The sequence below is a fragment of the Hymenobacter edaphi genome (assembly GCF_003258365.1).
GTDB classification, from domain to species: Bacteria; Bacteroidota; Bacteroidia; order Cytophagales; family Hymenobacteraceae; genus Solirubrum; species Solirubrum edaphi.
The window spans coordinates 257976-270887 of sequence record NZ_QHKM01000002.1 but is presented as its reverse complement, the minus strand read 5'-3'; the positions used below and the strand labels follow the sequence as shown (position 1 = coordinate 270887).

Annotated in this window: 7 protein-coding genes; 4 read left to right on the top strand and 3 right to left on the bottom strand. The window is 67.0% G+C overall.

Annotation, left to right across the window (positions count from 1 at the left end; all coding sequences use genetic code 11):
- Positions 1-185 precede the first annotated feature (185 nt).
- From pheS to DLM85_RS08745, 4 genes are all read left to right on the top strand, one after another.
- On the top strand, positions 186-1286 hold the full coding sequence (gene pheS / locus DLM85_RS08760) for a phenylalanine--tRNA ligase subunit alpha (protein ID WP_111477730.1): 1101 nt from the start codon (positions 186-188) through the stop codon (positions 1284-1286).
- 206 nt (positions 1287-1492) lie between these two features.
- On the top strand, positions 1493-3640 hold the full coding sequence (locus DLM85_RS08755; protein ID WP_111477729.1) for a glycoside hydrolase family 97 protein: 2148 nt from the start codon (positions 1493-1495) through the stop codon (positions 3638-3640).
- Positions 3641-3820: 180 nt separating this feature from the next.
- The gene (locus DLM85_RS08750; RefSeq protein WP_111477728.1) at positions 3821-6487 is read left to right on the top strand and encodes a T9SS type A sorting domain-containing protein; all 2667 of its coding nucleotides are present in this window, start codon (positions 3821-3823) and stop codon (positions 6485-6487) included.
- 93 nt (positions 6488-6580) lie between these two features.
- Complete coding sequence (locus tag DLM85_RS08745; protein WP_111477727.1) at positions 6581-7717, top strand: TlpA disulfide reductase family protein; 1137 nt, start codon at positions 6581-6583, stop codon at positions 7715-7717.
- Positions 7718-8007: 290 nt separating this feature from the next.
- Here the strand turns inward: DLM85_RS08745 and DLM85_RS08740 are convergent, their stop codons facing one another.
- The 3 genes from DLM85_RS08740 to DLM85_RS08730 all read right to left on the bottom strand — a co-directional run bounded on the left by DLM85_RS08740 (position 8008) and on the right by DLM85_RS08730 (position 12639).
- Positions 8008-8766, bottom strand: coding sequence for a LytR/AlgR family response regulator transcription factor (locus DLM85_RS08740; RefSeq protein ID WP_111477726.1), 759 nt, complete (start codon positions 8764-8766; stop codon positions 8008-8010).
- Entirely contained in the window at positions 8763-9881 is a 1119-nt protein-coding gene (locus DLM85_RS08735) for a sensor histidine kinase (RefSeq protein WP_111477725.1), read from the bottom strand. The genes DLM85_RS08740 and DLM85_RS08735 overlap by 4 nt, the downstream gene beginning before the upstream one ends.
- 217 nt (positions 9882-10098) lie before the next feature.
- Positions 10099-12639 (bottom strand): TonB-dependent receptor, encoded by a 2541-nt coding sequence (locus DLM85_RS08730; protein ID WP_111477724.1) that lies wholly within the window; start codon positions 12637-12639, stop codon positions 10099-10101.
- Positions 12640-12912 lie beyond the last annotated feature (273 nt).

Genomic DNA, 12912 nt, shown 5'->3' with positions numbered 1-12912 from the left:
CCGGCGGAAGCGGGCGGTGGCCGGGGCCGGGGCGGGCGGGCGCATCGGCGGGCGGGGCAAGGCGGTGGACTGATGCCTCATACGTAAACGCGCCGGAGTCAGCCACCCGCCGCGGCCCGCGGCCCGGCCCCGGCAGCGGCCGGGAGGTGGCCGGAGCCCGTCGAGGGCCTATCTTTGCAGCACTTATGCAGGACACGATCCAACAGCTTCAGCAGGAAATCGAGGCCTACGACGTCACGACGGCGGCCGGGCTCGACCAGTTTCGCATTGCCTATACCGGCCGCAAGGGCCGCATTGCCGACCTCTTCGACCAGCTCAAAACCGTGCCGGCCGAAAACCGCCGCAGCGTGGGCCAGCAGCTCAACGCCCTGAAGCAGCTGGCGCAGGATAAATTCGACCAGCGCCGCCAGCAGCTGGAAGACGAGGCCGCCGCCCAGCCCGCCGACGCCGGCTACGACTACACCCTGCCCGCCGTGCCCGGCGCCCTGGGCACGCGCCACCCGCTGAGCCTGACCCGCGACGAAATCGTGCGCATCTTCTCGCGCATCGGCTTCAACGTGGCCGAGGGCCCCGAAATCGAGGACGACTGGCACAACTTCTCGGCCCTGAACTTCCCCGAAAACCACCCGGCCCGCGAAATGCAGGACACGTTCTTCCTGGCCGGCGGTGAAATAGGGAGTGGTGAAATGGCGAGTGACGTTCAGGCTGATGGCACGTCAACTCACCAACTCGCCAATTCACCATCTCACCTGCTGCGCACGCACACCAGCACGGTGCAGGTGCGCCTGATGCAGAGCCAGAAGCCGCCGATTCGCTCGATCATGCCGGGCCGGGTGTACCGCAACGAGGCCATTTCGGCCCGGGCCCACATGGTGTTTCACCAGATTGAGGGCCTCTACATCGACGAAAACGTGAGCTTCGCCGACCTGAAGCAGACCATCTACTACTTCGCCCAGGAGTTTTACGGGCAGGACGTGAAGATGCGCATGCGCCCCTCCTACTTCCCCTTCACCGAGCCGAGCACCGAAATCGATATTTCCTGCCTGATCTGCAAGGGCGTAGGCTGCAACATCTGCAAGTACACCGGCTGGGTGGAAATCATGGGCGCCGGCATGGTCGACCCGAACGTGCTGCGCGCCTGCGGCATCGACCCGGAGCGCTACTCGGGCTTCGCCTTCGGTATGGGCCTGGAGCGCCCCACCATGCTCAAGTACCAGATCAAGGATCTGCGCCTCTTCACCCAGAACGACCTGCGCTTTCTGCGGCAGTTCGAGAGCATTCACTAACGCCAGCGGCGGCTGCGCGTCGCTTGAAAGCGCCCTCCGGGGCGCTTTTTTTGTGCCCGTCGCGGCCGGGGCGCGGCCGTCGTGAGTGACCGGTTACTTGGAGCGGCCGGTTTTTACTTGCGTTATTTTTTTATGTTTCGACCTTGCCCCACCTTTGCCGGGCCGCCGCAGTTCCTCCATTCCCACCAAGCCGGCCCGTTTGCCCTATGAAGCACCCCGCCTCCCGCCCCCTGACCGCCGCCGCCCGTTCCGGGCAGCGCCTGCTGCTGCTCTGCCTGCTGCTGCTGGGCCTGACGGCCCGCGCCGAGGAAGTTAAGTCGCCCAACGGGCAGCTGACGCTCAGCTTCGAGCTGCAGGCGGGCGTGCCCACCTACCGGCTGCGCTACAAGGGCCGTGAGGTCATCAAACCCAGCAAGCTGGGCCTGGAGCTGAAGGGCACGAGCAGCCTGCAAAGCGGCTTCACGCAGACGGCCGCGCAGCAGCGCAGCTTCGACGAGACGTGGACGCCGGTGTGGGGCGAATCGAAAACCATCCGCAACCACTACAACGAGCTGGCCGTGACGCTCACCCAGGCCGAGACGCAACGCACCATGCGGGTGCGCTTCCGGGTGTTCGACGACGGGCTGGGCTTCCGCTACGAGTTTCCGCGCCAGCCCAAGCTCGACTACTTCACCATCAAGGAGGAGCGCACGCAGTTTGCCCTGGCCGGCGACCATAAAGCCTTCTGGCTGCCCGGCGACTACGACACGCAGGAGTACAGCACCGTCACTTCCAAGCTCTCGGAAGTGCGCGGCCGGATGAAGGCGGCCGTGACCGGCAACGCCTCGCAGACCACCTTCTCCCCCACCGGCCTGCAGACGCCGCTGATGCTCAAAAGCCAGGACGGGCTCTACATCAACATCCACGAGGCGGCGCTGATCGACTACTCCTGCATGCACCTGGAGCTGAACGACCAGACGATGGTGCTGGAGTCGCACCTGACGCCCGACGCGGTGGGCGACAAGGGCCTGATTCAGACCCCGGCCAACTCGCCCTGGCGCACCATCATCGTCAGCGACAAGGCCGGCGACATTCTGCTCTCCAAGCTGGTGCTGAACCTGAACGAGCCGACCAAGTTCAAGGACGTGTCGTGGATCAAGCCGGTGAAGTACGTGGGCGTGTGGTGGGAAATGATTACGGGCAAGAGCACGTGGTCTTACACCAACATGGACAACATCAAGCTCGATTCCGTGGACTACCGCAAGGTGAAGCCCAACGGCACCCACGGCGCCAACAACGCCCACGTGAAGGAGTACATCGACTTTGCGGCCCAGCACGGCTTCGACGCGGTGCTGGTGGAAGGCTGGAACACCGGCTGGGAAGACTGGTTCGGCAAGCACAAGGACTACGTGTTCGACTTCGTGACGCCCTACCCCGACTTCGACGTGCAGGAGCTGAACCGCTACGCCCAGAGCAAGAACGTGCGCATCATCATGCACCACGAAACCTCCGGCTCGGTGCGCAACTACGAGCGGCACCTAGATACGGCCTTTCAGTTCATGAACAAGTACGGCTACAACGCGGTGAAAACCGGCTACGTGGGCGACATCGTGCCGCTGGGCCACAAGCACTACGACCAGTGGATGATCAACCACTACAACTACGTGCTGGAAAAGGCTGCCGCGCACCGCATCATGGTGAACGGACACGAGGCGGTGCGCCCCACCGGCCTCTCGCGCACCTACCCGAACCTGATCGGCAACGAAGCCGCCCGCGGTACGGAGTACGAGTCGTTTGGGGGCAACAACGCCGACCACACCACCATTCTGCCCTTCACCCGCCTCATCGGCGGCCCGATGGACTACACGCCGGGCATTTTCCAGACCAAGGTCAGCGCCTACAACCCGCAGAACACCTCCTTCGTGCACTCGACCCTGGCCCGGCAGCTGGCCCTGTACGTGACCATGTACTCGCCCCTGCAGATGGCCGCCGACCTGCCCGAAACCTACAACAAGCACCTCGACGCCTTCCAGTTCATCAAGGACGTGGCCGTGGACTGGGACGACACGAAAGTGCTCGAAGCCGAGCCCGGCGACTACATCACCTACGCCCGCAAGGCCAAGGGCCGCAGCAGCTGGTTTGTGGGCAGCACCTGCGACGAGAACGGGCGCACCTCCAGCATCGACCTGGGCTTCCTGGAGCCGGGCAAAAAGTACGTGGCCACCATCTACGCCGACGCCCCGGACGCGCACTACGAACGCAACCCGCAGGCCTACCAGATCCGGAAGCTGAACGTGACCCGCAAAACCAAGCTGACCCAGCGCTGCGCCCCCGGCGGCGGCTACGCCATCAGCCTGGTGGAAGCCGGGCGCTAACCCCCGCCACCGGCCAGCCAGCCCGGGCCGCGCCTGCTCTGCAGGCGCGGCCCGGTGCTTATACGCCGCCCCGGCCCCGCAAAATGGGGGCCTGCTGCCGGTCTTCCGAGGACGGGTAGCAGGCATGGAGGCCGTCTGGCCGCGCGCATTATCTTTGGTTGTCTGAATAGCCTCGTTTTTATGCGTGTAGTCGCCGTACTCCTTCCATCCTTATTTCGCCGGGCCAAACGCAGCCTGCTCCTGGCCGGGCTGCTGGTCGCGGCCGGGGCCGCCCAAGCCGGCACCCTAACGCCCGCAGCGCCTTCCACGGCGCCCTCCCTGGCCGACGCGCTAAGCGCCGACGGCTCGCTGCGGCCCGGCGCCCAGGGCTCGTTTGATGCCCGCGCCTTCCGCATGTTTACCGCGCCCGACGGCCACCCGGTGTTCCGGCCGGCCTCCACCCTGGGCACCGGCGACGAGCGGTGGCAAGCCGGCTTCGGCATGGCCGGCCCCAACAACCAGGTGTACGCCGTGGCCCGCGTCGGCAGCAGCATCTACGTGGGCGGGCAGTTTGCCACGGCCGGCAACGTGGTGGCCCGCAGCGTGGCCCGCTGGGATGGCACGAGCTGGAGCAGCCTGGGCACTGGCACCAGCAACGGCGTGGGCAATGGCAACGGCATTCCCGGCATCGTGTACGCGCTGGCCCCGGCGCCCAACGGCGACCTGTACGTGGCCGGCCGCTTCACGCTGGCCGGCACCGCCACCGTCAATCACATTGCCAAGTGGACGGCGGCGGGCTGGAGCGCCCTGGGCAGCGGCATGAGCCAGGCCAGCGGCCAGTCGCTGCTGGTGCAGGCGCTGGCCGTGGCCCCCAATGGCGACCTGTACGCGGGCGGCAGCTTCAACCAGGCCGGCGGCGTGGCCCTCAACAACGTGGCCAAGTGGGACGGCACGGCCTGGAGCGGCCTGGGCCCGGGCACCAGCAACGGCGTAACCGGCAGCGGCACCGCCGCCAGCGTGAGCGTGCTCAAGGTGGCCGGCCCCGACCTGTACGTGGGCGGCAGCTTCGCCTTTGCCGGCGCCACCAGCGCCAACCGCATTGCCAAGTGGGACGGCGCCACCTGGAGCCGCCTGGGCGGCGGCATCGGCACGGCCTCCAACGGGCTGGTGCAGGACATCGAGGTGGTGGGCAGCAACGTGTACGTCAGCGGGGCCTTCCACGAGGCCGGGGGCGTGACCGTCGACTGCCTGGCCCAGTGGAACGGCACCACCTGGAGCCGCCTGGGCGGCCCGGGCTTCGCCAACGGCAACAGCAACGGCAGCGTCACCGACATCGTGTTTATCGGCAGCGACCTGTACGCGGGCGGCTACTTTCAGCAGGCGTACGGCGCCGTGACCGACTTCCTGGCCCGGTGGAACGGCTCGAGCTGGAGCCGCGTCGGGGCGGGCATCGGCATCGGCTCGGAGGCCAACGGCTCGGTGCAGGCCCTGCTGGCCGTGGGCAATGAGCTGTACGTGGGCGGCCGCTTTCTGACCAACGGCACCCGCGCCGACAACCTGGCCAAGTGGGACGGCACGAGCTGGAGCGGGCTGGGCACCGCCGGCCAGCCCGCCCACGGCTTCGACGCCCCCGCCTCGGCGCTGACCAGCAGCGGCAGCGCCGTGTACGCCGGCGGCGCGTTTCGCATGGCCGATGGCGCGAGCGTGGAGGGCATTGCCCGCTGGAACGGCTCGACCTGGAGCCCGCTTGCCAGCTGGCGCTTTTCGAGCGGCATGACGGTACGCGCCATCGTGGTGGCCCCCAACGGCGACGTGTACGCGGGCGGCAGCTTCTTCCAGGCCGGCGGGGTGGCGGCCAGCAACGTGGCCAAGTGGAACGGCACCGCCTGGACGCCGCTGGGCGCCGGCTTCAACGGCGCCGTGGCCGCGCTGGCCCTGGCCCCCAACGGCGACCTGTACGCGGGCGGCACGTTTACCCAGGCTGGCAGCGCGCCCGTCAACAACATCGCCCGCTGGGACGGCACGGACTGGACGCCGCTGGGCACCGGCCTGACGCACGCCACCTCGGCGCAGGTGCGGGCCCTGGCCGTCATCGGCTCCGACCTGTACGTGGGCGGACAGTTCAGCAACGCGGGCGGCACCATCACCACCAACTTGGCCCGCTGGAACGGCACCAGCTGGAGCACCGCGGGCACGCCCCCGAACGGCCCCGTGTACGCGCTGACGGCCGTCGGCACGACCCTGTACGCGGCGGGCCGCTTCGCGCAGATCGGCGGCGTGACGGCCAACAACGTGGCCCGCTGGGACGGCACGAGCTGGAGCAGCCTGGGCACCGGCATCGGCACCGTCACCACCAGCTCGGTATCGGCCCTGGCCGTGAGCGGCAACGAGGTGTACGCGGGCGGGCAGTTTGCCCAGGCCGGCGGCGTAGCGGCCACCAACGTGGCCCGCTGGGACGGCACGAGCTGGAGCAGCCTGGGCACCGGCACCAACGGCGCCGTGGCCGCGCTGGCCGTGGTGGGCGGGCGCGTCATGGCCGGGGGCAACTTCACGGCCGTGGGCGACGAAAGCCTGGTGATGGACTACGTGGGCCTCTACGACCCGGCCCTGATTACGGCCGCCGCCGCGGGGTCGGCCGCCACCGCCGCCGACCTCTACCCCAACCCGGCCCGGCAGGACGTCACGCTGGCCCTGCCGCGCAGCGCCGCCGCGCGCCCGGTGCAGCTGCTCGATGCCCAGGGCCGGCTGCAGCGCCAGGCGCTGCTCCCCGCCGGGGCCGCCTCGGTCACGCTGCCGGTGAGCGGCCTGCCCGCCGGCGTGTACCTGCTGCGCTGCGGCAGCGTGGTGCGCCGCCTGGTGGTGCGCTAACCGCCGCCGCTGGCCCCGGCCATTTTTTCCCCGGGAGTTGCGTCATTGCAGCCCGAACCTAACTTACCGCCTCATCTGCCCCGCTCTTCGCTTATGAAACGCATCCTTCCCGGCAGCTTCCTGCTGCTCGCCCTGCTGGCCGCCCAGGCCCCCGGCGAAACCTACGTGCTGAAAGGCAAGCTCGGCCCCAAGGCCAACGTGACCAAGGCCTACCTGAGCTACGTCGTCAACAAGCAGCGCGTGACCGACTCGGCCACCGTGCAGAACGGCGCCTTCGAGTTCCGGGGCGCCCCGGCCGAGCCGCTGGCGGCCCGCCTGGTTCTGAGCCACGGCGGCGCCCCGCTCAGCAAGTCGCAGGACGCGACGACGCTGTACTTGGAAAAAGGCACCATCACCGTCAGCACGGCCGACTCGGCCCGCAAGGCCACGGTGGCGGGCACGCCGCTGAACGTGGAAGACGCCAAGCTGCAGGCCAAGCTCAAGCCGCTTTCGGACAAGTACGAGGCTTACGTGAAGGAATTCCGCGCCCTGCCCAAGGACAAACAGGGCGACGCGGCTACCGTCAAGGCCCTGGAAGCCAAGCTTGACCCGCTCGACGCGCAGGAGCAGCAGGTGTACGCGGCCTACGTGAAGGCCAACCCGGGCGCCCGCTACAGCCTGTTTGCCCTGCCCAAGGCCGTGGGCTACGTGCCCAAGGCCGATGAGTTTGCCGCCCTCTACAACGTGCTCACGCCCGCGCTGCGCGCCACGCCCGCCGGGGTGCGCCTGGGCGAGCAGCTGAAGCGCGTGCAGAAAACGGCCGTCGGCGCGGTGGCCCCCGACTTCACCCAGAACGACCCCGACGGCAAGCCGGTGGCCCTGAGCAGCTTGCGCGGCAAGTACGTGCTGCTGGATTTCTGGGCCTCGTGGTGCGGCCCCTGCCGCCGCGAAAACCCCAACGTGGTGAAGGCCTTCAACGCCTACAAGGACCAGGGCTTCACCGTGCTCGGCGTGTCGCTCGACAAGCCCACCGGCCGCGACGCCTGGCTGAAGGCCATTCAGGCCGACGGCCTGGCCTGGACGCAGGTATCGGACCTGAAGTTCTGGCAGAACGCCGCCGCCCAGGAATACGGCGTGCAGGCCATTCCGCAAAACTTCCTCATCGACCCGCAGGGCAAAATCGTGGCCGCCAACCTCAACGGCGAGGAGCTGCACGCCACCCTGGCCCGCCTGCTGAAGAAGTCGAACTAGGGTTTGAAGCCAGGGAGCAAAAAGACATTTTGGCTTCGCCCGGCGAACCGGAGGTCGGCGCAGCCAAGCATCCCTACCGCTTTGCCTGAACGACAAATCAAGAACGTCCTGTCGAGCGAAGTCCAGACATCTCGCGTGCTGATGTCTGATAGTAGCCTCAACGAAGCGGTAGAGATGCTTCGACAGGCTCAGCATGACGTTCTGTTAACCCCGGCATCCTAAACAATAAAAAACCGCCCCGCTGCGTCTGAGCACAGCGGGGCGGTTTTTTTACGGAATCACGCCGGGTCTTACCGCCCCAGCCAGTCCTTGAACTCGGTGGCCCGGTCGACGCTGACGAGCACGGGCTGGCGGGCAGCAGGCTGCAGCACCAGCTCCAGGCGGCCGGCCGAGTGGCTGTGGATGGTGTCGATGGCGCCGATGCCGACCAGGTACTGGCGGTTCACCCGGAAAAACTGCCGGGGGTTGAGCACCTGCCCCAGCTTGTCGAGGCTGTAATCGATGACCAGGCGCTGGCCCTGGCGCGTGACGAGGAAGGTGGCGCCGTCTTCGAAGCAGAAGTAAGCCACCTCCTGGGTATCGACGCTGCGCAGGCGCGTGCCCACCGACACCAGAAACCGCTCCTTGTAGCCGGGCGCGGGGGCGGGGCTCACCAGGCGCAGCAAGGCCGGCAGATCCACCGGGGCGAAGTGCTGGCGCAGGCGCTCATACTTCGCCAGGGCGGCCACCAGCTCCTCGTAGTTGATGGGCTTGAGCAGGTAATCGATGCTGTTCACTTTGAAGGCCTGGATCATGTACTCGTCGTAGGCCGTGGTAAAGATGATGGGCGAGGTGACCTGCACCTGGTCGAAGATGCGGAAGCCCAGGTCGTCTTCGAGGTGAATGTCGAGGAAGATCAGGTCGGGGGCGGGGTGGGCCTGCAGCCACTGCACGGCCGCGGCCACCGAGGGCAGGCGCTCCAGCACCTCCGTGGCCGCGTCGTACTTGTGCAGCTGGCTTTCCAGGCGCCGGGCGGTGAGGTTTTCGTCTTCGATGATCAGGACTCTCATGCGGGCAGCAGGGGAATGCGGACGATAAACTCCCGGTTGGTGACGGCCACGCCCACGAGGCGCGGCGTCAGCAGCCGGTAGCGGTTGTGGATGTTGTCGAGGCCCACGCCGGTGCTGGGGTAGCTGGCCGGGCGGCGCTGCAGGGTGTTGCGCACCACCAGCGCGTCGCCCTCCTGCCCGATGCGCACCAGCAGCGGCTCCTGCTGCGACATGGTGTTGTGCTTCACCGCGTTTTCCACCAGCAGCTGCAGCGTCAGCGGGGGCAGGCGGTAGGCGTGCCGGGTGGCCTCGGGCACGTCCACCTGCACGTCGAACTTCTCGTCGAAGCGAATCTTGAGCAGGAAGGTGTACGCTTTGATAAAGTCCAGCTCGGTACCCAGCAGCACCAAATCGTGGTCCTGCTGCTCCAGGGTGTAGCGGTAGGCCCGCGAGAGTTGGTCAATGAACTGCTCCGAGAGGTCGGCATCGACGTGCACCAGCGAGGACAGAATGCTCAGGCTGTTGAACAGGAAGTGCGGGTTCACCTGGCTTTTGAGGGCGGCGAAGCGGGCCTGCAGATTCTCGGTTTCCAGCTGCTCGGCGCGCAGGTGAAAGGCCCGCACCCGCATCAGGGCCCGGCTGTTGGCCACCAGGTAAAAGGCCGAGAGCATCAGCATCAGGAAGAAGCCGTCGTTGGCGCGGTGGCGCAGGGCCAGGTGCTCGGGGGTGAGGCCCGGCGGCCGGCCGGAGCGCAGCCCCGGCAGCAGATGGAAAAACGTGCGGATCAGCGTGCTGTACACCAGAATAAACCCGGCCGCCAGCACCATCGACACCAGCAGGGTGGCCAGCTGGGCGGGCAGCTTCAGCTCCAGCAGAAAATCCTCGCCGAACCAGCCGAACAGCCGCTGCTGAATCCACTCCACCAGGTTCAGCCAGATGAAGTAGAAGCCGAGCATCACCACCACCTGCGTCAGCAGAAAGGGCACCGAGCGCAGCAGCCCGTCCCAGTTCTGGTGCCACTCGGGAAAGTTCAGGTAGGTGTGAATCGGGAAGTAGATGATGACCAGGCTGAGCGCCAGCTTCCATTTCTGGCGGGCGCTCAGCTGGTAGGTGGCCGGGGCAAGGGCTGCGGTCATGGGGTTGGCCTCCCCCCCGGCCCCCTCTCCCAAAGAGAGGGGGAGCCTGACGGCTGCGGAAGGCGGAGTTGGTTGTTAACTAAATGAATGTAGGCACTGGCACAAGTCAGTCGCTAGCCCCGCGTCCGTAATGCCCGAACAACCTCGTTGCGGGCGTCTGACTCCCCCTCTCCCTAAGGAGAGAGGACCGGGTAGTGAGGTTTAGCCGGAGCACGGCTTATTGCCCCTCGCCGCCCTTCAGGTCGTCGTTAGTCACTTCCTTCTTGCGGCGTTGGGTGGGCGCGGTGGTCAGCTTGCCGATGCGGTAGCTGAAGTTGACGCGGAAGCCGAGCATCTGCATGGTATTCACGCTCTGCTGGCTGATGAGCGGCGACTCCACCGAGCTGCGCACCCGGTTGGTCGGCGTCAGGAAGTTGTCCAGGCCGAAGCCCAGGCTGCCCTTCTTGTCCCACAGGTCGCGCTTCAAGCCCAGGCTGTACACCCCGAAGCCGCTCTGGTAGCCCTGCAGCTGCACCTGCCGCCCGCGGTAGAACGCGAAGAACTGCAGGCCCCACTTCGGGGTGAAGTTGTAGCTGCCGAACATGCGCCCGCTCACCACCCAGCCCCGGTTCGAGGCGTTGTAGAGCGGGTCGGTGCCGTTGTTGCGCAGCACGGCGTAGTAGAGGTCGGGGCCGCCGCTGAGGCTGAGCTTGCCGGCCAGGTTCACGTTGGCAAACACGTTCAGCCCGTAGGCGTTTTCGGTGCCGATGTTGGCGTAGGAGGTCCGAATGGTGTCGCCCCGCAACGTGCGCAGGGCCTGAATGGAGCGGTCGGTGTTGCGGGCGAAGCCGCTGAAGCTAAGCGTGGTGCCCTTCAGGAAGGTGCTGTACGACAGCTCGTAGCTGTTGGTAAATTCCGGGCGCAGCAGCGGGTTGCCCTGCGTCACGTTCAGCGGGTTGGCGGCCTGAATGTTGGGGTTCAGGAACTGCAGCGAGGGGCGCTGAATGCGGCGGTTGTAAGCCGCCTTGACCATGTCGCCGTTCGCGAGCTTGCGCGAGAGGTTTACGCTGGGCACCAGCACGCCGTACGAGGGCAGCTTTACCACCTGCCCGGTCTGGAAGTCCGCGTCGATGGTGGTTTGTTCGTAGCGCGCCCCGGCCTTCAGCGAGTAGGTTTTCAGGAAGCTCAGCGTGTACGACAGGTAGCCGGCGGCCACGTTCTGGTTGTAGTTGAACACGTTGGTGAGCGAGCTGCCGGGCAGCGCCCGGAAGTCGCCAGTGGCGCCGTCGGCCAGCAGGTAGGTGTACTCGCTGCGCACCCGGCGCATGATGTCCTTGGCGCCCAGCTCCAGCAGCTGGCTTTTGCCGAGGGGCACCTGGTAGTCGGCCTGCACCGTGGCTTCCTGGTTGTAGCTGTCGTTCTGGTTTTTCAGCCGCTGCGTTACCGCGTCGGTGTCGTAGAGCGTGTTGGTGAAGTCGTTGGTGGCGTTGGTGCGGCTGTAGAGCGTGAGCAGGCTGAACTCGTGCTGGGGCTTGGCGAACAGGTGGTTGTAGGTCAGGCTCAGGTCCAGGTTGTTGGTGCGGTCGGTCGTGACGGCGTCGCGCAGGGAGCTGCTGAGCAGGGTGCCGCTGGTGCTGGCTCCGCTGTAGGTCTGCGTCAGCAGCCGGTCCTGGTAGTTGGTGCCGTTGCGCACGCCCAACTGCACGCCCAGCGAGAGGTTGTTCTGCTTGTTGAAGTCGTAGTCCCAGCCGAAGTTGGCGCGGCCGCCCAGGTTCTGGCGGCGGGCGTCGGCCTGCTGGATGGTCAGGCGCTGCGTGCCGTCGACGGGCGAGGTAGCCAGCTGGGAGTTTTCAAAGGAGCCGGGCGTGTTGTAGCTGGTGCGCACGCCGCCGCCGAGCGTGAAGCCCATCTTGCCCTGGCGGTAGCCCGCGTTCAGGCTCAGGTCGCTGGTGCGAAACCCCGCGCTGGTGCGCAGATCCAGCGTTTTGCCCTGCAGGTTGTCCTTCTTGGTGATGATGTTGATGATGCCGCCCGAGCCCTCGGCGTCGTACTTGGCCGAGGGCGAGGTAATAACTTCCACCGACTTGATCTGGTCGGCCGGAATCTGCTTCAAGGCGTCGGCCACGTTGCTGGCGGCAATGGTCGAGGGCTTGTTGTTGATGAGCACCTTGATGTTGGAGGAGCCGCGCAACGACACGTTACCGTCCAAATCCACCGACAGCAGCGGCACGCGCTTGAGCACGTCGGTGGCGTCGCCGCCGCGGGTGGTTTCGTCCTTTTCGGCGTTGTAGATGGTGCGGTCCACCTTTTCTTCCACCAAGGAGCGTTGGCCCTGCACCACCACTTCGCCCAGCTGCTGCGCCGCCGAGGCCAGCGTGAGCGTGCCCAGGTTCTGGGTTTCGCCCGCGTCGCTGAACGTCACGCCGGGCTTCTCCAGGTTTTTGTAGCCGATAAAGCTCACCTGCACCGTGTAGGTGCCGGCCGGGATGCCGCCGATGCTGAACTTGCCCTTGTCGTCGGCCACGCTGCCGTCGATGGGCTTGCCGGCGGCGTTGAGCAGGGCCACCGTGGCAAAGGGCACCGGCTGCTTGGTGCCCGCGTCGAGCACCGTGCCGGTGAGCTTGCCGCTGCCCTGCACCACCGGGCCGGGCAGGGCGGGGCGGGCGTCGCCGGCAGCGGGGGCACCCGCCGGGCGCTGGCCGGCGGGGCGGGGTTGGTCTTGGGCACTGGCGAGCAGGGGCGTACTGATAAGGGCTAGGCAGACAAGCTGACTTTTCATAACAAGGGGTTCCGGGCAGTGGCCGGTAGTGCCACAAAGGTACCGCCGCCGCCGCCGGGAGTGCGGGTCGAAGTGGTTGAATGCCGGGTTTGGGGCCATGAACGTCCGGTAACGGCCGGGGAGTCGGCGGCCGGTACCGGCCGAAAGGACCCGGCCGCCCGGCCGGCCCGCAAACCGCCGGGCCATGCCCCCGCCGGCCCTGGCGCCCACGCGGGCCCCAACGGCCTCCGCCCGCGGCGGCCCGTTCCCCGACCAGTTGCCCCTGAGCATCGA